Source organism: Desulfatitalea tepidiphila (assembly GCF_001293685.1).
GTDB lineage: Bacteria > Desulfobacterota > Desulfobacteria > Desulfobacterales > Desulfosarcinaceae > Desulfatitalea > Desulfatitalea tepidiphila.
Genome location: NZ_BCAG01000006.1, coordinates 598778 through 618809 on the forward strand (window position 1 = coordinate 598778; position 20032 = coordinate 618809).

Genomic DNA, 20032 nt, shown 5'->3' on the forward strand with positions numbered 1-20032 from the left:
CATTACCTCATTTCTCAATCTGCGTTCAATCGTTCCAATGCAACTATCTTGTCGGCCGCCGAGATCCTTTTTAAACGATACTCCAATTTCAATGCCGCGCTCTTTGTCATTTCGGAACTGACCCCGACTAACCTCAGCGGCAAACGGGACCTTGTGTATTTTGCGCCCTTGCCGGAATTATGTTTCGATAATCTTTTTTCCAGGTCCTTGGTGATGCCGCAGTATAGAGAATCATCCGCACATCGAAGCAAATAGACGACCCAATTATCAGGGACCATGTTTCACCCAGCCCGATCCACCCGCTGCTTCAACTCCGTTCCCGCTTTAAAAAACGGCAGCTTCTTTTGTTTGACGACGACCTTCTCACCCGATCTGGGATTGCGCCCGGCATATGAATCATATGTTTTGATGTGAAACGAGCACAGTCCCCGGATTTCAACCCGGTCCCCCTTTTCGAGTGCCTTGGCCATTTCGCCGAAAAATATCTCGACACACTTGGTTGCTTCGGTCTTGGTCAGATTGTGGGAATCTTGCAGGGCGTGGATAAGTTCGAGTTTGTTCATGGTTGTGTGTTCCTAATTGTGCTTTTGAATTATCTGCAGAATTCCTTGGGAACGGCATCAAGGAATTTGAGTGCTGATAGATCGAGGTTGAAAAAACTCATTTCCGGCAGAAAGGCACCAGGGATTCATCGAGATAAGAAATCCATTGCCAATTTATTAAATTTTTCAGGATACTCTTCCTGGGGCGTATGACCCGCATTTTCGAAGAGGACCAAAGTAGAGCTGGGCCAGAGTTTATTCAAATATTGCGAATTCTCCAAGGGAACAGCTTTGTCTTCTTTTCCGTGTACGATTAAAATTGGTTTGTTCAATTTAGCCAGCATCTGAGCCTCGTTTTCCACAAATGGCGGTTTTAGAACATTGCGAAGAATATGCATCAATCCAGCATATGAACCTTCAATACAAAGTGGCTGAGTGACTTCACTTACATAATCATCTGTCACTTTGCTGCCATCATATAACCATAATGTTTTCAGGTTGTTTTTCACTAAACCATCCCCTGGGATAGCATTTAGAAATTCTCCAACGAAAGGAAGCTGATAGATCCTCCCTGTTATTGTCTCAGGGTACGGAACCACAGCCGGGTCTACCAATATCAATCTATTTATTCTCTCGGGATTAATTGCAGCCACATAGACCGAAATCCCTCCCCCCATCGATTGACCTATAAGGGATGCTTTTTGTATATTCAAGGCATCCATAAATCCCGTAACCTGTTTTGCGTAGCGCTCGAAGCTGTACTCGGTCTCGTTCAATCTTTCGCTAAATCCCCAACCAAAAAGATCGATGACATAGATCTTGAAATGCTCAGCCAGAGCATCTAAGTTTTTCTTCCACATCACGGTATGGTATAGAAACCCATGAATTAGTATTACGGGCTCCCCATTCCCCTTCTCGATATAGTGGACTTTTTTGCCATCTAAAGAAACAAATTTGCCTTTAGCAAATTTCCCGGCAGCCTCCTCATATGTGCAAGTTTCTTTTGAGGTGAAAATGGGAAGGGTTACAACTGTTAACGCAATCAGACCAAAGCACACCAATAGAACAATGATGAAAGTTTTCATGATGCCCCCTTAGGTTTGCACTTATGATTGAACCTGTCAGTCAATTGGTCATCATTATGCCAAAACCTGCTCCCGATAAAGATATTGCTGAAACCCAACGAACACATTGTTGATTTCCATAGCAGGACCTAAATCGGCCAAGGCATAGGCAATGGAATCGTTATATTTGAGACGCAATAGCGGTGTCAGGTTGGATGTATCCAACCCTTAAACCCCCACATTGAAATAGTGTGAAAGCACGAAATCGAGAAACACTTGCTGTTTGCTGTTGAATCAAGTTTTGGTGATTGTCTTGGCCATTTCACCGAAAAATATATCGACACACTTGGTTGTTTCGGTCTTGGACAGGTTCTGGGATTCTTTCAGGGCCTGGATAAGTTCGAGTTTGTTCATTGTGTCTCCCTGTTATCGGTATGAGTTGAATGCACCACTGCAACCTGCTATCGTAACCTGGGACGCAGACTATTTGAAACCATTGAAAACGGAAAAATAGAACGATAAAAAGTGATGGAGAAAGCCGCTCGAAATTCTCCTCCTGAGAGAGTGAACTGCTCGGGAAGATTTTGACTTTTACAGAAGGAGCGGACATGATCTCGGCAACCTATAACCCAAAGGAATTTTCGGTGTCGGTCAAGGATAGTAGATACGATGAGATTATCCTGTTGGCCAATCGGGAGACGCTTAATACTTGGAGCCAGTCTGATACGAATCAGGCATATGCATCTTTATCACCACATTTGAATGTTTTTCGGGACGTGATCCCAAGTTTTTTAATTCGGTGGCGTAATGTACTTGGATTGACAGATAAGAGCTCAGCGGCCCCACCTTTACCATGTATCTTGCCACCTGTCTCTTCTAAAACGGAAGTGATGTGCCTTGAAATGGCAGCATCAAGAGTCAGGAAGCCGGGCTTTTCACTTTTTTTATTTGAAGCTGGCGTTGGTTTTAATTGTGAAGCAAAAAGGTCATTGAAGGAGAGATATTTTTGCCCCATGCCCAAAATCATTGCTCTTTCAACGGCATTCTCGAGTTCACGTACATTTCCCGGCCAGGGGTATGCCATCAAGCGCTCTAATTCATCCGGCATCAAATATGGTGTGTAGCCAAACTTCATGTCTTTTGATTTTTCAAGGATAAAATGTTGCAGCAATGCGGGGATATCCTCTTTTCGTTCTCGAAGGGGGGGAATAGATATAGGGAAAACGTTCAATCGGAAAAAAAGATCTTCGCGGAACTTTCCACTTTCAAGCATTAATTTTAAATCCCGGTGAGTTGCCGCGATCACCCGGATATCTAATTTTATTTTTTCAGTGCCACCCAATCTCTGGATTTCTTTCTGTTGCAGAACCCTTAAAAGTCTGACCTGTGCGTCGGGCATCAACTCGCCGATTTCGTCAAGGAAAATGGTCCCGCCCTGGGCCCTCTCAAACATGCCGCGCTTCTGGGAGATAGCTCCGGTAAACGCGCCCTTCTCAAATCCGAACAATTCACTGTCCATTAGGGAAGGTGGAATAGCTCCGCAGTTGACTGTCAGCATCGGCCCATCTTTGCGCATGGAAAAATTATGAATGGCACCTGCAATGATCTCTTTCCCGACGCCGGTTTCCCCCAGCAGAAGCACAGGGCTGTCCAATGGTGCCACCTGTCGCACCAGTTTCATTGTTGAACCCAGTCCTAAATCACTCCCCACTACTATCTGGCCGGCACGCCGCCGCAACTCATTTTGGAAATACCGACTGTCATCTTCCAGTGATTCTTTGAGTTTTTCTAACTCCCTGTGTCGCATGCTGTTGGTCAATGCAACAGCAAAAGGTTTGTTCAATGTCTGGACGAGATCAAGATGCTCCTTTAGAAAACTACTGGTGGGATTACAAGCAACCAGTAAAACCCCCATGAGCTTTTTACCCAAGATAAGATCCATGATGATGCCGGCCATATCTTCGGCGCCACCGATATTTTGTGCTGCTGTTCGAGTACCATTGTAATCCCCAAGACGCTCAACCATCCAAACATGGATAGCCCTCCGCCTTTCTATATCTTTGCGCACCTCGTTCGGAAGTATATTCTTTAAAGAACATTTCGTCCCGCCTTCGACAGTGGCAAAGGCAACCGTCTCGAGAATCCCAGTTTCATGTTCATATAGGTGTAAAGAAAGCAGATCGGCAGGCATGTATTTGCGTATACACAACAAACATTTCCATAGAGATACTTCGAGATCCAGGCTCCCACATATTGATAGAGTAGCTTCGCGGAAAAAATCGCCCAATGAGATACCTCCTATTGAAGTTTTTAAACTGTCATATATGACGTATTTATCAAGAATGGCAACATCAAATTGTCATATATGACGATTGATAGGGAATGCAATTCAAAATCGATGCGCAAAAAACTTTTATCTGGTTGTTTATATAGCTTAAAAATTGGGTTTACGGTTTGGCACCTTTTTTGATTAAAGTTTAGCATAGTCGCAAACAAAATTATACATCAAGGTGGCCAACATGCGGGCATTATCGGGATTGAAGGTTTTGGATTTGAGCATGAATCTTCCTGGGCCATATTTGACTTGGCTTCTAGCGGCTTTCGGGGCGGACATCCTTAAGATTGAAAACCCCCAGGCGCCAGATCCCACTCGCGTTTTGGAATCAGACCCCCTTCATCCTTTTCCGCTCTTTGGTTTGCTTAACAGTGGGAAAAAGAGCATTACCCTGAACCTGAAGGATGCGGGTGGCAAAGAAATCTTCAATAGACTCTTAGGCCGCTACGACATCCTTGTCGAAGGTTTTCGACCAGGCATCATGGAAAAATTGGGGTTGGGCTATGATGACCTAAAAAAAATACAGCCGCGGATTATTTATGTCTCGATCTCTGGATTCGGACAAAAAGGTTCTTACCGGTTAAAGGCTGCGCATGATCTGAACTACCAAGCGTTAGCCGGTTGCTTTCATTCAGCCATTATCGCCGGCACCGTTCCTCAGGTTCCCAGCATACCGATTGCCGACCTAGCTGGTGGCAGCCTTTTTGGGATTTTCGGACTCCTGTCGGCTGTTATTCAGCGCGGATATTCAGGAGTCGGGCAACACGTAGATATTTCAATGTTCGACAGCGTCTTTTCACTGAATTTACTGGGACTGTGCAATTATTTAACGAGGCAGATATGCCCAGATAGGGCAGACAGCTTCCTTTGCGGCACCCAACCGTTTTACAATATCTATCAAACCATGGATGGTCGACACATCACTTTGGGTGCCGTTGAGTTCAAGTTCTGGAAAAATTTTTGCCTTGCGGTCGAACGCGAGGATCTGGTTTCTCGCCAATTCGGAGGTGAGCCAGTAATAAAAATAATATCTGAAATCATGGGAAAACGGTCATTGTTTGATTGGTGTCTGATTTTCAAGAACGTGGACACCTGCGTCGAGCCCATTTTATCGATCGAAGAAGTTATGGATTCCGGAATAAAAAAGTTCCGCTCGGAACTGCAACCTCCGTTTCACCTGTCAGATTCCATTTCTGCGGAGTATGTCCCACCCCCCGAACTTGGCCAGCATAATGAACAAATTCTGAAGGAAATAGGTTTCTCCAAGAAAGATATTGAGGATTTATTGGATCGAGGCGCCATATGAAGCTGATTTAAAATGACGAACCGTTTTACGACGAGCGGCCATTTAATGCATGGGGGAACTTCTATTAACATTGACTCAGAACTTTAAAAAGGAGACAAAAAATGACCTATTCAATCATCAACGGCATGGCATCAACGTCAGGTGACAATTATCAGCTCAATACTTCGACTATAATAAAATATGCGGCAAATACCTTCCCAGAGGTAGAGGTGATTTCCCGTCAAATAGACGGTAAGCTTTTCCGCTACAATTACAAAGAGGCCCACGAGAGAATAAAGAAAATGGCGAATGCACTTATCCGTCTCGGCGTAAAACCGGGGGATCGCATAGGAGTGATGGAATGGAACACACATCATCACTTTGAACTGTATTTCGCGATTTCAGGGATAGGGGCCGTAGTGCTCCAACTGAACCTGCGTCTTTCGCCTGTAGATTTGGCTTATGTCATCAATCACAGCGAAGCAAAATTTGTGTTCGTAGGCGACTCGCTTTTACCGCTTATGGAGTCCATTTCCGACAAGATTCCGACAGTAAAGGGCTTTGTGGTTATTACTGAAAAAAAATTAGATGAGATTAAAACCAACCTTCATCCCGTTTTGAGTTACGAAAGAATTCTGGAAAAGGAAGATTCTAATTTCGAATGGCCCATGGTAAATGAAAAATCCGCATACAGCGCCTGCTATACTTCGGGAACAACAGGAAAACCAAAGGGTGTTTATTATTCTCACAGAAACATCTATCTGCACACCATGATGATGGTAATGTCGCAGAGACTCTGCCTAAAGGATACGATCATGCAGATAGTTCCGATGTTTCATGGTCAAGGATGGGGCGTCTGGCTATCCGCTCCCATGGTCGGGGCAAAACTAGTCTTTCCAGGACGCTACACTATGGAAACCACGGACATCCTTGTAGACCTGATGATCTCGGAAAAGGTGACGTTCAGTAGTGGTGCGCCCGCAATCTTTTTGCCCATGCTCGATTACATTCGCACCTTACCCAAAAAACCTGATTTTACAGGGTTACGCATGGTTTCCGGTGCCACGGAACCGCCCCTGTCGATGATGCGGGGGTACTGGGAACTTGGAAAAGCGGAAATTGTTCACGCTTATGGCGCAACAGAAACGACTCCTCTCGTTTTGGTAAATTCCTTTAAACCGACAATCAAGGGCTGGTCCATGGAAGAACAGTGGAATAATCAAAAAAAACAAGGTCTTTTGGTTCCGGGACTCGATCTGAAAATAGTTGGCCCAGATGGGAATCAAGTCCCTGCCGACGGAGAAACGGTTGGAGAACTGCTTGTCAGGGGTCCCTGGATAACGGCCAGTTATTACAATGATCCCCGAACCGAAGAGTGTTTTGAGGATGGCTTTTGGAAAAGCGGTGATGCAGGGACCATCGACAAATATGGTTATGTTAAAATCACAGACAGGATCAAGGATGTCATCAAAAGTGGTGGAGAATGGATTTCCTCCATTGATCTTGAAAACGCTATCATGGGTCATGTGGATGTCAAAGAGGCTTGTGTCGTCGGCCTTGCGCATCCAAAATGGCAGGAACGCCCTGTGGCCTTTGTTGTTTTACGAGAGAATGCTGAGGGCAAAATCAGCAAGCAGGACATCTTAGATTCTATTGGCGAGCAGTTTGCAAAATGGCAGCTTCCGGACGAGGTGGTTTTTGTGAAGCAACTCCCTAAAACCAGCGTAGGCAAGTTGGATAAAAAAACCCTTCGCTCACAACACACAGACTTCTTCATAAATTAAGTCTATAGGCGTTAATTTTTTTCAATTCAAAAAAAGCTACTTGCAAAACGTAAAATAATTTATCAATGGCCCATTATGAGGAGATCTAGAATGAATTTCGATTTCACAACGGAACAAGAGATGATTCGTAGGGAAGTACGCCGTTTTGCCCAGAAGGAGATCGCCCCTATTGCCGAGGAGATCGAAAGAACAGGCGCCTACCCCTACGATATCATAAAAAAAATGGGTGAACTTGGCTTCATGGGCATTCCGTTTCCCGAAGCTTACGGGGGTACAGGCGGAGATTGGGTTTCGATGCACTTGTGTATTGAAGAAATTTCACGGGTTGATGGCGCCTTAGGCGGCCTTCTTGATGTCACGACAAGCGTAGTTGCCCAAGAAATTGCGGTTTTCGGCACAGAAAAGCAAAAACAACAATGGCTAATTCCCTTGGCACAGGGAAAAGAAATCGGGGCCTTTGGTTTAACGGAACCGAACTCGGGCTCCGATGCCGGGGCACTTCAAGCCACCGCCGAATTAAAAAATGGTGAATGGGTGCTCAATGGCACAAAACAGTTTATAACCAATATCGGTCTTGAGAATGCTTCCATGATTATCGTGGCGGCCAGGGTCAAAGAAGGAGAAAGAGCGGATACCATTTCGACTTTCATTGTTCCCAAAAACTCACCAGGTTTTACCTTGGGGGAACGTTATAGAAAAATGGCTTGGAACAGTTCCGCTACTCATGAAGTCATTTTGTCCGATTGTCGCGTGCCAAAAGAAAATTTGCTTGGGGATCCCAAACGGGGGTTTGCACAGCATTTAGCTGTGCTGGAGACTGGACGCATCAGCATTGCCGCCATTGCCGTGGGTGTGGCACAAGCCTGCCTGAATGAAGCTCTAAAATACGCTCAAGAGAGGAAGCAGTTCGGGCGCCCAATTTTCGATTTTCAGGCGATCCAGTTCAAGCTGGCCGACATGGCTGTGTCGATCGAACTGGCCAGAAACCAATACCTTAAAGCCGCATGGCTCAAAGACCAGGGCAGACCATACGACTTTGAAGCCTCCGCAGCAAAACTTTTCGCATCGGAAATTGCAGAAAAAGTGGCCAGCGATGCACTTGAGATTCACGGCGGAAATGGCCTGATGGAAGAATATCCGATTTCGCGCTACTACAAAGGAGTTAAAATCCTTCAGATCGTCGAAGGCACCTCTGAGATCCAGCGCCTGATCATCGGAAGGATTCTATCCGGAAAACACAACAAATAGGGAGGAAATTGCAAATGATGCTCGCAAATAAAGTGGTCGTCGTCACGGGAGGCGCATCCGGACTCGGTGAGGCTTGCGCACGGATGTTTGTGGAGAACGGTTCTAAGGCGGCGCTCCTGGATCTTTCCGAGGACAACGGGAACAGGCTGGCAAATGAACTCGGCAAAGATGCCCTCTTCTGCAAAACCGATGTTACGGACGAAAATGAGGTTGAAAACGCCCTGAATCTCACAATGGAAAAATTTGGTGCAATTCACATCGCCATCAATTGTGCCGGCACCGGAACACCGGCCAAAGTGATCGGCAAAAACGGTCCGCTCTCAATCGCCAGTTTCAGAAAAGTGATCGATATCAACCTCGTGGGGACAATGATCGTGGTCGCCCGGGCGGCGGCCAAAATGCTAATGAACAAACCCCAAGAGGATGGCGAAAGAGGCGTTGTCATCAATACCGCTTCGGCAGCGGCATTTGATGGGCAGATCGGTCAGGCCGCCTACAGCGCTTCAAAGGCCGCCGTAGTCGGGATGACCCTGCCGATCGCACGCGAATTCGCCGAATATGGAATTCGGATCAATACCATTGCCCCCGGCCTTTTCGACACCCCCATGTTGGCAGGTTTGAAGCAGGAAGTCAGAAACGCCTTAGGGAGAATGGTACCCTTCCCGAAACGATTGGGCCTACCAAGAGAATATGCCTTGTTAGCTAAGCACATCGTCGACAACCCGATGTTGAATGGAGAAACGATCCGCCTGGATGGTTCATTGCGAATGGCAGCCAAGTAAACTCCCATTCATATCGGTTCTACAGAGAGGTGTTCAGAATGAATTTTGAAACCATTTTGTTTGAAACGGTCAACAATATTGCCTTTATAAGACTTAACCGGCCGGACAGATTGAATGCTCTCAATCAAAAAATGATCAATGAAATGGGTCAGGTCATGGACGCGATTGCCGAGGATGAAAGCATTGGCGCGGTTATCATCACCGGCAATGAAAGGCTATTTGGCGCCGGTGCCGACATTAAAGAGATCAAAGGCTTGAATTCACCAGTGGCCGTTCATGCGTTTTTTCGTACCAGCGAAGTAATGTTCAACAAAATAGAAAATTTAAATAAGCCGACCATTGCTGCCGTCTGTGGACCGGCTTTGGGCGGCGGGTGCGAGCTTGCATTAGCGTGCGATATCAGAATTGCCGCCGAAAACGCCCTCTTCGGCCAGCCGGAAATTAAAATTGGGGTGATCCCCGCAGGAGGTGGGACACAACGCTTACCTCGTCTTGTGGGAATCGGCCGGGCAAAGGAACTGCTATATTCCGGCGATCCGATAGATGCTGTTGAGGCCTTTCGAATAGGATTGGTGAATAAGGTCACCTCCGTTGAGCAACTGCTTCCGGAAGCAAAAAAAATGGCCCAGAAATTCGTTGAGCGTCCTGCTTTTGCCCTAAAAATGCTCAAATCAGCAATTAATCAGGGCATAAATATGGACCTTAGAAGCGCTCTTTCATATGAGATGCGTTGCTTTGAAATTCTTTTTTCCACCGAAGATCAAAAAGAGGGTATGAGCGCCTTTATGGAAAAAAGGCAAGCCGCATTTAAAGGAAAATGATGAAATGTGGAGGTGAATCAAATGACCATTATATTTCACCCTGGCGTGATGGAAGAAAGAAACGGTCGTTGGGTCCAGATCGGCCGAAAGTGCAGTTCCTGTGGAAAAACTTCCTTTCCCGTGACCGAGCTTTGCCCGTTCTGTTCATCCGAAAACGGCGAAATGGTGCCTCTCAGCCGAACGGGTACGTTGTTTTCTTTTTCAATTACCAGGGTTCCAGTCGGACCCTATAAACCACCGATTGTCGCAGGTTTCGTAGACCTCCCCGAAGGTACCCGCATATTTGGTCAGATTCATGCCGCCCCCGATGAGATCAAAACCGGCATTCTGATGACCATGAAAACAGGCGTCCTTTGGACCGAAAAAGATGGAACAGAGGTCATGGGCTATTACTATGAGCCTATTAAGACAGATGTCGGAGGTGCGGAATGATGCGAAGCGTATATGTTCTTGGAATCGGACAAACTGTTTTCGGCAGGCATGCAGACATGACAGTTAATGATTTAGCGGCTGCCGCGACACTGGCCTCCGTCAGAGATGCCGGCATCTCTCCAAAAGAATTTCAAACGGCTTTTTGCGGATGCATACACAGTCCGCCAACGGTTGTTGAATCTTCATTAATTCGCCTGGGCATCGGGCGGATCCCCATGTATACTGTTGAAAATGCCTGTGCCAGCGGCTCCAGTGCGGTACATCTACTGTTCCGCGAAATCGCCTTGGGTGGCTGCGATGTGGGTCTCGCATTGGGTGTCGAGTCGCTATCCGCTTATAACAAAAAATTCGGCAAAGGATTGATTGGCATCGAAGGCGACTTGGACGCAAAATCAGGGCTGACCATGCCCTCATTTTTCGCAATGTTATGCAATCGCTTGATCCAGGAACGCGGTGCGACACTCCAAGATATTTGCTATCCCTCCATCAAAAATCACAAAAACGGTATGACCAATCCGTATTCGCAGTATAAAAAGGAAGTTTCCTTTCAAGAAATCATGAAATCTCCCATGATTGCCGATCCGATTACGGTGTTGCAGTGTTGCCCGCAAAGCGATGGCGCAGCTGCTGTTATCCTTTGCTCAGAGGAATATTTCAAAAAGAATAACAAGAAAGCACATCGTGCGCCGGTCAAAATCGGAGGGTCGGTCATTTCTGTCAGCGGCGCGCATGACTCCTCTTTCGACCCTCTGTCTTTAGAGGCCAATATCATGGGCGTGAAAGATGCATGTGAAATGGCCGGCGTAAACCCACAAAAGGATATCAATGTGGTCGAAATGCACGATGCCTTCTCAGGGGAGGAGCTGTCGGCTTACGAGATGCTTGGTCTCTGCGACGCTGGGGAAGGTGTTTCACTGGCGCGTTCCGGCGCTGTAGAGATGGGTGGGCGGTGCCCTGTAAACCCTAGCGGCGGATTGCTATCCATGGGTCACCCTTTGGGGGCATCAGGAGTCCGTGTTGTGATTGACATTGCGCGCCAGCTTTGGGGAGAAGCTCCTAATCAGGTGGAAGGAGCGAAAGTCGGGATGGCGCAAATGCTTGGTGGTGTCCTATCAGGAATCGCATCCCCTGTTGTCGCAGGGGTTCACATACTGGTCAAGTAATTAAAATAGAACCAAGAAGAAAGTGGAGAGTTGACGTCACAAAATGATCCTTTTCCGCTCTTTGGTTTGCTTAACAGTGGAAAAAAGAGCATTGCCCTGAACCTGAAAGATGCGGGTGGCAAAGAAATCTTCAACCTGTCAGACATCTACTGCCATTCACAGGTCTTGGATAGCAGTGGTACGATATGATATTTGAAAATTAAGATCCCACTTTAAGATTAAAGAAAAATCCAATGAATCGATATGACAAAGAGGCCAATCTCGGTTGAACGACTTCTAATTTTCACAAAAGGAAAATATCGATGAAAATTATAGGTCTGGTATGCAGTCCTCGAACAGGGGGGAACACCGAAATACTGGTCGAGGAGGCTTTGGCCGCCGCCAGGGATAAAGGGGCCCAAACCGAATTGGTGCGGGTGGCCGACAAACAGATCCTTCCGTGCAACGCCTGCAACGGTTGCTCCGATGATGGGCAATGTGTGATCGAGGACGACATGCAGGAAATCTATCAAAGACTCGAAGCTTCGGATGGGATTATTTTCGGTACGCCGGTGTACTTTATCAATGTCAGCGCCCAGGCCAAGGCGATTATGGATCGGACCTACGCGCTCTATCAAAAGAGGAAATTGCGCGGGAAGGTTGCTGCCGCTGCCGTCGCGGTAAGACGGGTCGGTGCCGGACAAGTGTTGGCTCTGATGTGTACATGGTTTACAGTCCACCAGATGATCACTGTCGGCGGATGCATTGGGTACGGTTTAGAAAAAGGAGCGGTCCGAGAGGGGACGGGCGCAGGCCCGCGGAGCACGGCCCTTGGCGAGGCTAAGTCCATTGGAAAAGCCGTGGTCGACATGATTTACCGAACTACAAAATAGACTGAGGAAAAAAGAATCGCGGTCATCCACAAAACCCGAATAATAAAAATCTGGATTGGTCATACCGTATCTGTCACAAGTGGTTGCTATATTGGCCTCAATTAGATCAAAGGAGGCCACCATGACCGACTCTACGAGCATAGGGGGATTTTCCCAATTCCGAAATCCAGTTTGACCAAGGTTTCAGCAACACCGATGCCTGTTACGAATATTTAGCAGAGGTTTGATTACACTGTTGTCCAAAATAGAACTCAAAATGGCCTGGGCCGGTTGTCATTTCGAGTGGTTATACGCAAATGGTCTCATTTATATCAAACAGGTTGTCGATTTTTTGATGGCGCTACGTAACCCCCTTTAACGGTAGTAGAATTTGAATAGGCTTTCTCGATTGTCTTATCTCAAAAAGTAAGATCTCCTTTTAGGATATTTAGAAAATGGGAATCCAAGATCGCAGGGAAAGAGAAAAGGAACAACGGCGAAATCAGATCATCGTGGCTGCCAGAAGGGTTTTTCATGAAAAAGGTTTCACTAATGCGACGATAAAAAATATTGCGAATGAGGCTGAATTGGGTTTCGGTACGTTGTACCTCTACTTCAAGAACAAGGAAGAGTTATTCGTTGCACTTTCCTTGCGAGTCTTCCATTATTTAAATATGCGCATCTCTCATATTATAAAACAAGGCAATTTAAGTAAGATGCAACAACTTGACGCGCTAAAAAATGTACTGATCGATGTATATAATTATGACCCCGTGGTTACCATAAATATGTATCACCTGCAGTCTAGTCAGACGTTAAAAAATCTTCCAGAGGATTTGCTCGATGAGATAACAAATCTGGCGCGTTACTCAACCATTGCCATTGCTAAAATTTTCGAGGAGGGTGTTGATGCCGGCCTGTTCATCAAGAAGAATCCCTTCGCGCTGGCAGATATCTTTGGGGCTCTTTTTTCCGGTATCGTCTTATGGGAGACGAGCAAAAATATTTTGGATGATAAAAAAAACCATTTGAAATCGACGCTTGGAACTGCTTATGAGATTTTTAGCCGGGGTATTTTAGCGCAACCATCCTGAAATTTTTTATCAGAGACAATCACTCCGGAATATATTTGATTACGGCAAAGGAAGAGTCGGTGGGGCCACAGTTTGGCATTTTTTGGCAGTGCATACCTATTCCTTAAGCTCGCAAGTATTAAAATTATTTCAAAATAATGGCCCGGCACCCTTTCCAAGCCCACCGGGCCATATCCTACTTCATAGAAAACAAACCAAATTCCAACTCAGTTCAACATCCCCAATATATTCCCGCCAACCCGACTCAACCTGAAACTGGACTCCGCCGGTAATCCTTCCATCTGCGCTGCTCTGGTATACGTGTTGACCACATGGAACATGGTCTCTCCTGCTTCCTGCGGCCATGCCCACTCCACAGCATCCTTTTCACCACTGTTCAAAGCGAACTGACGATTGAAGCTGGCCAGGGTCGATTCGGGATTATCCACCCGGGATTCCAACGACAGACGGAATTGTTCCCGCTGAGCGCCCAACTCCAGCGACACCTTGTCCATCACGATGGGAAACTCGCTCAAAATCTTGGTGCTCACATGCCGATACGAGGCAGAGACATCAGATTTAGCCACCAGACCATTGGTGCAAACCAGTCTCAACACGAATGCCGCAATGGAAAGCGATGCCAGGCCCACCTCCGAATTTGATATCGATATGCCCGGTTTGAATTTGTCGCCATTGATATCGAACGCCTTTTGTCCATCAGGGATGCTCAATGACATGAACTCTGTATCCAGATGACATTGAACCGGGGTCTCGGGCTTGTACCCCAAAGAATCCAAACACTCCATGACTTCGAAATTGTCCACGGGAATATACTTGGTGGTAAACACCGCTCGCACCTCATGCCCATCGAACCGGAACAGCAGCTGGTCATTTTTCTCATGCTTGATCCAGTGGTTCAAATTCATCGCCTGTACATCGGAAGGACATCGGGTCAAATACGGATATGGGATTCCCAGACGATTGGATATGGAGCGCTGTGCTACAGGCCTTAATGGATGGGGCTCACCCGCAATGCGAACGACATCCAGGTTATCAAACGATATGTCCGGCACGGCGATGTTCTGATCGAAACAGTTGACTGACATCGCATCCACGCGGTCGAACACTTTGCCAAGGGTAGTCAAATTGGGTTTCATACGATTCTCCTTTAAAGGTTGATTTCCGGAAGATGCGCCTTTCACCACCTGGCGCATTAAATTTCCCCTGACGACTCTAACAGGGTGCGTATCCAGACAAGCGGACGGGTGGCTTCCGGAAAATTTGAATTTATGGATTATTGGTGATGATCAACGACTGGATTGGTTCTTTTCGATTTTACAATGGGTGGGATTGGATCTGCGAGGATTGATACTCAGTGGGTTTGATTCTGAACGGTCAAATTGATCACCAAGACAACGATCCCGTTTACGATTGCCATGCAGTTTACTTCTGAGCTTACAGGTCGTCATCTTTTCAAACGGATACGCCATATGGTCACCTCCATCTAATCGGGCAGATCAGGTTCACCCAGATCAAACAGACAGATCGAAATGGGCATGGATACGGTTGGATAGAGCGATTCCACATCCTCTTTGACCATGCTCACGATATCGCCATAGGGACTTTTTTCACTTCGTTTGGCGGTCAACATGAGGATCCCTGCTTCGATGTTGCCCTTGTCATAACCGATCTGAAGGCGCATCAAGCCCTCCAGGATGTACTCGTAGGCGCTAAAATGCCCATCTATGGCCACGCCGTGCTTAAACCCCTTGTATTGATAACGGCGACCGGCAATGACATTGAGACATCCACTTTCACGCCATCCCATTTCATCCAAGGCAAGACGTAGCAGCTCTTTTCGATATAGCGATCCTTGCAGGGCGGTAAACACATATTCCATGGTCATGGCCACATCCGAGACCATTGCCTTTTGCTCGATGATCTTGTCTGCATCTCTGAAATGAATCAGCTGAAAATCCACGATGGGACCTCCTTTTATATAAGGTGTGATATCGATAATGGGGTAACGATAGAACGGGTGCTGTAGCGGTTCTAAGAAGGTTTAAGAATGGTTTTTAAGCGGTTCGATCCTCATCGCTTGCCCAGGATCTCATCGAGAAAGATCGATTTTTTGGCGGCTTGTCCCAGATAGTTCAACGGGTATGAAAGAAACAGCAAGGTCATGGCCCGGGAAATGGCCACAAAACATATGCGCCTTTCTTCTTCAATGTTCCCCTTTTTGCTGGGCATCAATCCCTCGACCAGACCGATGACAAACACCACGGCAAACTCCAGACCCTTGGCCTTGTGCACGGTCATCAAACTGACCCCCTCTTTATCGTCACCGACTGTCTCATCGGTGAAGCTGTCGGTATATTCCAGAAAGGCGCCGATGGTCGAATAACGGGTAGCTGCCAACTGGAGCTGATTGATGTTGGAGATCTTGATGTCATCGGGACTGGGGATATCTTCATCCACGACAAATCGATCATAATCCCAGGTGGTGCGTATCTTTTGAATCACCTCCACGGGTTCAAGAGATGGGGCACTTTCAATCAGTGGGTCCATGAAGTTAACGAATGTTTTGATATTTTTCCGGACAAAGGGCAATTCGACGATCATGGATTTCAATCCCGCATAAAGATGAATTCCCCGTCGCCGGCAAAACTCTTTTAACTGGTCCTTGATCTTGTTGCTGACATAGCGGACAGGCACATTGAGGATATTCAATAGCGCCTCGTCTGCTTCATCGCTATCGGGGGAAGCGATCACCCGCAGATAATCCAGCAAACACTTGACCTCGTGACGATCATAAAAGGTCCGGCCGCTTTGAATGTGATACGGGATCTTGTTTTGCAAAAAGGCCTCTTCCACATACCGGCTCTGGAAATTGGCCCGATACAAAACGGCAATGTCGCTGTATTGATAACCACGGCGCTCGATAAGATCCACGATTTCATTGACCACGCCCATGGCTTCAGTCTCTTCATTGGATGCTTCCAGTACAACGATATCATCTCCATCGGGATTGTCGGTCTTCAATTCCTTGTGGATCTGTTTGACGTTGTGATGGATCAGGTTCTGGCAGGCACGAAGAATCTGGGGTGTGCTGCGATAGTTCAAATCGAGGATGAACTGTTTGGCCTCTGGGAACATGGATTGAAAGTTTAAGATGTTGCCCACAGACGCTCCGGTAAATGAATAGATCGCCTGATGGTCATCGCCGGCCACCCAGAAACTCGATGGACGAATCCCCTCTCTGATCAACAGGCGAAGGATCTCAAATTGTACCGGGTTGGTGTCCTGAAACTCATCGACCAGGATGCTGGTAAAGGTCTCCTGGTATTTTTCCCGCACCTGATCGTTGTCCCTAAGCAGGTAATAGGTTTCAAGGAGCAGATCATCAAAATCAAGCAGCATCTTTTTACGCTTTTGGTCATCGTAGGCCTGATAGACGTTCGCGATCTTTTGCATGGTCCCATCGCCTTCAAACAGCGCCTTAAACTCCGTCGCATCGATGATGTTGTTTTTGGCCAGAGAGATTTCTCGAAGAACGGTTCCCACGGTCAAATCCTTTACCTTCAATGCCTGCATCACCTTTTTCATGAAGACCATCTGCTCTTTGCCTGACAGGATTTCAAACACGCGGCCTTCCATTCCCAAAAGCAGATGACAAAACGAATGGATGGTCGAAAGTTTTACCCGAGAGGATAGATCCCCCAGGACCGGCACCAGTCTTGATCGCATTTCATCCGAGGCATTTCGCGTAAAGGTCAGGCCCAGGATGTTTTCAGGGGCAATGCCGTATTCTGTGATCAGTATTCCGATTCGCTCCATCATGGTCCTGGTTTTACCTGATCCGGGCACTGCGATCACGGCAGCGATGCCCTCTTTAAACTGGGCGGCTTCCTGTTGTTTGGGATTTAATTCATCGCTCATGCTGCCTGATCCTCCTTTTCAAGGTTGCGAATCGTGTTGATGGCCATTTTGATGCGGAAGCGCTTGGCCACCAGCTCATTGATCCGGGAACTGGTCTTGTCTTCCTGAATCAGTTTGGACAGCGCCTTGCCGTAATCTTTATGAAGCTCCTGCAGAAATGACACGACAGCCTCGGGTGGATGGCGTCTTAGCAACAACTCCACATTGACGATCTGATAAACTCGGTCCCCGTCCGACTGCATGAACGTTAAAAACGATTGAACGTCATGGATGGCTCGCTTGGTCATACTCTTCTCCTTCCAGATAGGCGTCACAGGCCTGTTTATAGGCGCATCCCTTGCACTTCCAGCTGGTATCGTTGGCCACAAAGACTCCCTTTGAGATCCCATCCCATACTTGAGCGGCCTTTTTGATCAGGCGCCGTTCATCAATGTCAGTCCGCGTGGTCCAGTATTGTTCAAATTTGGGTGTTTTGGTTTTAATCAAGGTGTCGAATCGAAGCAGGATCTCACGGTCGGCGTATCCATTTTGCCTGGCCGCGATCTGATACATGGTCAGTTGCTGGTTCTGGTCCACTTCGTCTTTCGAATAGGCCCGGCCGCTGGTTTTAAAGTCCGTGATGATGATGGTGCCGGCACTGTCCTGTTCGACCAGATCCATGGCCCCGATGATGGGAATATCGATACCGGGAAGAGTAAAACTGAACGCCTCTTCTATGGCCAGGATGGTAAAATCGTCATCGGGCAGTTTGGTATACCAGGCAGTCAATAGATCTCTTCCAAACATCAAAAGGGAGTTGTAATCGTTGCCGTCCGCATACCGGATATCATCGCGTCCCCTTGCCATATCCAGCCAGGTGAACACGAAAAACTCGTGGACATCTTTTAGAAGCATCCGATCGCCCATCATTTTCGCCTGGTAGAAATTTTCAAGCACCCGATGAATGCAGGTGCCAAACTCAAGGGCATCGGATTTAAATTCCATAGGCAGTTTGTCGACGCGGCCGAATTTATACAGTTGCGAGCACTCCACATATTCGTTGATGCTCGATGCCGATAGGTGCGGCGTTTGCCTAAGCTCACTTAAAACCATTATCAGTTCCTCCTCATAGGCATCCTAAAAACGCAGGATACGGCGCTTTTTTAAAACACAAAGGCGATAGGCATCCGGTTGACTCGCTTTAGGATCTGCCTATCGCCTTTAAAATGGCATACGTTAAGGATCTGCTTTAATTCCCTTAGGCAGCCGTCTGAAGTTGCCGGATGAAGGCCGAAGCATCGCTGCTGGTTAGGTTGTCAAGCGTCACACCATAGGATTCTTCAACCATGCACTCGATCTCTTCCACGCTTATTCCCCGGCGTCTGGACAGATTGAATATGGCACGGCGCTGCGCCTCACTCATCCCAGCACGGGCAGGACTCTTTGAAGCAACATTTGTAACAGGCTCCTCTTGGGGCTGGTTTTCCACGGCAGGCGCCACTTGCGCTGCGTCTTGGGTTTCTTTTTCATCTGCAACAGCACTCTTTTTCGGCGCCTTTGCAGCAGCTTTCCTCGCCGGTTTGGATTGCGCTTTAGGATGCTCATGATTTCCCCCTTCGTTAATCGCTTCGTTGATGTCAGCGAGTTCTTCCAATGCCGTCATGCCCACATTGGTATAGGACCGGAGCGCTCTTGCAATGGCACGGGTACTGGCCATCCTGAGCAGATGTTTTGATACCTTGCTGGAACAATTGGAGGGATTGGCGTCTCCGATGTCAGAATACGTCTCACCCAGCTTGGACATCACAGTGGCCCGACAGACAGCAAAATTCCCATTGTCACTGGTGGGCATCTGAACGATTTCAACTTCGATGCTGGAAATCCCTTTTTGATGTCCCAGATCGAGCAGGCCGGGATATTTGACAAATTCCTTTCCCTCGATCTTGGTGATCCAGCGTTCATCCAGTTTGGGAGCTTGCCGTTCCAGAAATGTGGCGCCTTCGACTTGTTTTTGGGGAATGGCGTTGTATACGGCAAGGATATGCTTGCATTTAAAATCGGGTGCCTTTTTCACATTGCGGGCATAGTCTCCGCAGGTGCAAGAATCTCCGGCATCGCTGATGATCACGTTGTATAAAATCTTGCCCTCGCTGCTTTCAACGAAGTATTGTCCGTCATCGCTTTGCAGCACTTTAAGTTGTTCCGCTTTCTGGTTTCTTTTCTGTATCTCTTTTGCCGTCATGCTTCCTCCGTTTCTCCGTGAGTATGATTTTGAGCCAGTCGAGCAGCTCAAGTCCAATTGCGATGATCAGTTCAACGGTTCTTGTTTTCATCGCCCTCCTTGTGGTTCAGATGGGGACATCATCGGGTGGGTTGTCGCCAAATCCCCTGCCGTCTGTTTTGATAAACTCGATGGTATTGGCAATGAGCTGGATCGATGAGCGGGTGACGCCTTCATCTGTTTCCCACTTATTCTGGTCCAAGATGCCGACCACAGCGATGCGGGCGCCTTTATGCAGATGACGCTCGGTGATTTCTGCCAGTTTTTGAAAGCAGGTGATCTTGATCCAGCCGGTCTTTTTTTTCGATGACCTGAAGGCCAGGTTAAATGTCGCTACCGGGTCGCCCTCGCTGGAATAGAAAATCTCGGGGTCGGCACCCAAGTTGCCGGTTAAAATGCAGGAATTGAGCATGGATTTGCCTCCTTGGTTGGGGTGATGGATTTTGGTGGGTG

Annotated in this window: 21 protein-coding genes; 9 read left to right on the forward strand and 12 right to left on the reverse strand. The window is 47.3% G+C overall.

Going from position 1 to position 20032, the window contains the following annotated elements; all coding sequences use genetic code 11:
* Positions 1-14: 14 nt before the first annotated feature.
* The 5 genes from DFT_RS22615 to DFT_RS22630 all read right to left on the reverse strand — a co-directional run bounded on the left by DFT_RS22615 (position 15) and on the right by DFT_RS22630 (position 3893).
* Positions 15-278, reverse strand: coding sequence for a GIY-YIG nuclease family protein (locus DFT_RS22615; RefSeq protein WP_054033577.1), 264 nt, complete (start codon positions 276-278; stop codon positions 15-17).
* A gap of 3 nt (positions 279-281) precedes the next feature.
* Positions 282-563, reverse strand: coding sequence for an HU family DNA-binding protein (locus DFT_RS22620; RefSeq protein WP_054033579.1), 282 nt, complete (start codon positions 561-563; stop codon positions 282-284).
* A 125-nt stretch (positions 564-688) separates the two neighbouring features.
* Complete coding sequence (locus DFT_RS22625; RefSeq protein ID WP_054033581.1) at positions 689-1627, reverse strand: alpha/beta fold hydrolase; 939 nt, start codon at positions 1625-1627, stop codon at positions 689-691.
* Between the two features lie 273 nt (positions 1628-1900).
* Entirely contained in the window at positions 1901-2020 is a 120-nt protein-coding gene (locus DFT_RS26035; RefSeq protein WP_152972121.1) for an HU family DNA-binding protein, read from the reverse strand.
* Positions 2021-2336: 316 nt separating this feature from the next.
* Positions 2337-3893, reverse strand: a complete 1557-nt coding sequence (locus DFT_RS22630; protein WP_235506308.1) for a sigma-54 interaction domain-containing protein — start codon at positions 3891-3893, stop codon at positions 2337-2339.
* Positions 3894-4125: 232 nt separating this feature from the next.
* On the opposite strand from DFT_RS22630, the gene DFT_RS22635 reads away from it, so the two are divergent.
* The 9 genes from DFT_RS22635 (at position 4126) to DFT_RS22675 (ending at position 13401) form a co-directional block, all read left to right on the forward strand.
* Positions 4126-5247, forward strand: coding sequence for a CaiB/BaiF CoA transferase family protein (locus DFT_RS22635; protein WP_076750836.1), 1122 nt, complete (start codon positions 4126-4128; stop codon positions 5245-5247).
* Positions 5248-5348: 101 nt separating this feature from the next.
* Positions 5349-7010 carry a long-chain fatty acid--CoA ligase gene (locus DFT_RS22640; protein WP_054033588.1) on the forward strand — a complete coding sequence of 554 codons (1662 nt, stop codon included), beginning with the start codon at positions 5349-5351 and terminating at the stop codon, positions 7008-7010.
* Between the two features lie 90 nt (positions 7011-7100).
* Complete coding sequence (locus DFT_RS22645) at positions 7101-8258, forward strand: acyl-CoA dehydrogenase family protein (RefSeq protein WP_054033591.1); 1158 nt, start codon at positions 7101-7103, stop codon at positions 8256-8258.
* A 14-nt stretch (positions 8259-8272) separates the two neighbouring features.
* On the forward strand, positions 8273-9040 hold the full coding sequence (locus DFT_RS22650) for an SDR family NAD(P)-dependent oxidoreductase (RefSeq protein WP_054033592.1): 768 nt from the start codon (positions 8273-8275) through the stop codon (positions 9038-9040).
* A 38-nt stretch (positions 9041-9078) separates the two neighbouring features.
* A complete protein-coding gene (locus DFT_RS22655) occupies positions 9079-9861 on the forward strand; it encodes an enoyl-CoA hydratase/isomerase family protein (RefSeq protein ID WP_054033595.1) in 783 nt (260 codons plus the stop codon).
* A gap of 21 nt (positions 9862-9882) precedes the next feature.
* On the forward strand, positions 9883-10293 hold the full coding sequence (locus tag DFT_RS22660; RefSeq protein WP_152972122.1) for a Zn-ribbon domain-containing OB-fold protein: 411 nt from the start codon (positions 9883-9885) through the stop codon (positions 10291-10293).
* Complete coding sequence (locus tag DFT_RS22665) at positions 10290-11456, forward strand: thiolase family protein (RefSeq protein ID WP_083453720.1); 1167 nt, start codon at positions 10290-10292, stop codon at positions 11454-11456. The genes DFT_RS22660 and DFT_RS22665 overlap by 4 nt, the downstream gene beginning before the upstream one ends.
* 302 nt (positions 11457-11758) lie before the next feature.
* Positions 11759-12328: a flavodoxin family protein gene (locus tag DFT_RS22670; RefSeq protein WP_054033603.1), complete on the forward strand. Its 570-nt coding sequence runs from the start codon at positions 11759-11761 to the stop codon at positions 12326-12328.
* 434 nt (positions 12329-12762) lie between these two features.
* On the forward strand, positions 12763-13401 hold the full coding sequence (locus DFT_RS22675; RefSeq protein WP_054033605.1) for a TetR/AcrR family transcriptional regulator: 639 nt from the start codon (positions 12763-12765) through the stop codon (positions 13399-13401).
* Positions 13402-13607: 206 nt separating this feature from the next.
* Here the strand turns inward: DFT_RS22675 and DFT_RS22680 are convergent, their stop codons facing one another.
* The 7 genes from DFT_RS22680 to DFT_RS22710 all read right to left on the reverse strand — a co-directional run bounded on the left by DFT_RS22680 (position 13608) and on the right by DFT_RS22710 (position 19991).
* On the reverse strand, positions 13608-14537 hold the full coding sequence (locus DFT_RS22680; protein ID WP_054033606.1) for a DUF932 domain-containing protein: 930 nt from the start codon (positions 14535-14537) through the stop codon (positions 13608-13610).
* 347 nt (positions 14538-14884) lie between these two features.
* On the reverse strand, positions 14885-15361 hold the full coding sequence (locus DFT_RS22685; protein ID WP_054033608.1) for a hypothetical protein: 477 nt from the start codon (positions 15359-15361) through the stop codon (positions 14885-14887).
* Between the two features lie 110 nt (positions 15362-15471).
* Positions 15472-17319, reverse strand: coding sequence for an ATP-dependent helicase (locus DFT_RS22690; RefSeq protein WP_054033610.1), 1848 nt, complete (start codon positions 17317-17319; stop codon positions 15472-15474).
* On the reverse strand, positions 17316-17606 hold the full coding sequence (locus tag DFT_RS22695) for a hypothetical protein (protein WP_054030913.1): 291 nt from the start codon (positions 17604-17606) through the stop codon (positions 17316-17318). Before DFT_RS22695 ends, DFT_RS22690 begins: the two co-directional genes overlap by 4 nt.
* Positions 17584-18411: a RecB family exonuclease gene (locus DFT_RS22700; protein ID WP_054033612.1), complete on the reverse strand. Its 828-nt coding sequence runs from the start codon at positions 18409-18411 to the stop codon at positions 17584-17586. The genes DFT_RS22695 and DFT_RS22700 overlap by 23 nt, the downstream gene beginning before the upstream one ends.
* Positions 18412-18556: 145 nt before the next feature.
* Complete coding sequence (locus DFT_RS22705) at positions 18557-19540, reverse strand: SWIM zinc finger family protein (RefSeq protein WP_054033614.1); 984 nt, start codon at positions 19538-19540, stop codon at positions 18557-18559.
* 106 nt (positions 19541-19646) lie between these two features.
* Positions 19647-19991 (reverse strand): single-stranded DNA-binding protein, encoded by a 345-nt coding sequence (locus DFT_RS22710; protein WP_054033616.1) that lies wholly within the window; start codon positions 19989-19991, stop codon positions 19647-19649.
* Positions 19992-20032: the final 41 nt, after the last annotated feature.

Coding starts and splice junctions, on each gene's coding strand:
- DFT_RS22710 (WP_054033616.1), bottom strand. CDS start 19,991: ATGCTCAATTCCTGCATTTTAACCGGCAACTTGGGTGCCGACCCCGAG.
- DFT_RS22665 (WP_083453720.1), top strand. CDS start 10,290: ATGATGCGAAGCGTATATGTTCTTGGAATCGGACAAACTGTTTTCGGC.
- DFT_RS22625 (WP_054033581.1), bottom strand. CDS start 1,627: ATGAAAACTTTCATCATTGTTCTATTGGTGTGCTTTGGTCTGATTGCG.
- DFT_RS22680 (WP_054033606.1), bottom strand. CDS start 14,537: ATGAAACCCAATTTGACTACCCTTGGCAAAGTGTTCGACCGCGTGGAT.
- DFT_RS26035 (WP_152972121.1), bottom strand. CDS start 2,020: ATGAACAAACTCGAACTTATCCAGGCCCTGAAAGAATCCCAGAACCTG.
- DFT_RS22650 (WP_054033592.1), top strand. CDS start 8,273: ATGATGCTCGCAAATAAAGTGGTCGTCGTCACGGGAGGCGCATCCGGA.
- DFT_RS22645 (WP_054033591.1), top strand. CDS start 7,101: ATGAATTTCGATTTCACAACGGAACAAGAGATGATTCGTAGGGAAGTA.
- DFT_RS22705 (WP_054033614.1), bottom strand. CDS start 19,540: ATGACGGCAAAAGAGATACAGAAAAGAAACCAGAAAGCGGAACAACTT.
- DFT_RS22700 (WP_054033612.1), bottom strand. CDS start 18,411: ATGGTTTTAAGTGAGCTTAGGCAAACGCCGCACCTATCGGCATCGAGC.
- DFT_RS22620 (WP_054033579.1), bottom strand. CDS start 563: ATGAACAAACTCGAACTTATCCACGCCCTGCAAGATTCCCACAATCTG.
- DFT_RS22615 (WP_054033577.1), bottom strand. CDS start 278: ATGGTCCCTGATAATTGGGTCGTCTATTTGCTTCGATGTGCGGATGAT.
- DFT_RS22675 (WP_054033605.1), top strand. CDS start 12,763: ATGGGAATCCAAGATCGCAGGGAAAGAGAAAAGGAACAACGGCGAAAT.
- DFT_RS22635 (WP_076750836.1), top strand. CDS start 4,126: ATGCGGGCATTATCGGGATTGAAGGTTTTGGATTTGAGCATGAATCTT.
- DFT_RS22695 (WP_054030913.1), bottom strand. CDS start 17,606: ATGACCAAGCGAGCCATCCATGACGTTCAATCGTTTTTAACGTTCATG.
- DFT_RS22655 (WP_054033595.1), top strand. CDS start 9,079: ATGAATTTTGAAACCATTTTGTTTGAAACGGTCAACAATATTGCCTTT.
- DFT_RS22690 (WP_054033610.1), bottom strand. CDS start 17,319: ATGAGCGATGAATTAAATCCCAAACAACAGGAAGCCGCCCAGTTTAAA.
- DFT_RS22670 (WP_054033603.1), top strand. CDS start 11,759: ATGAAAATTATAGGTCTGGTATGCAGTCCTCGAACAGGGGGGAACACC.
- DFT_RS22640 (WP_054033588.1), top strand. CDS start 5,349: ATGACCTATTCAATCATCAACGGCATGGCATCAACGTCAGGTGACAAT.
- DFT_RS22660 (WP_152972122.1), top strand. CDS start 9,883: ATGACCATTATATTTCACCCTGGCGTGATGGAAGAAAGAAACGGTCGT.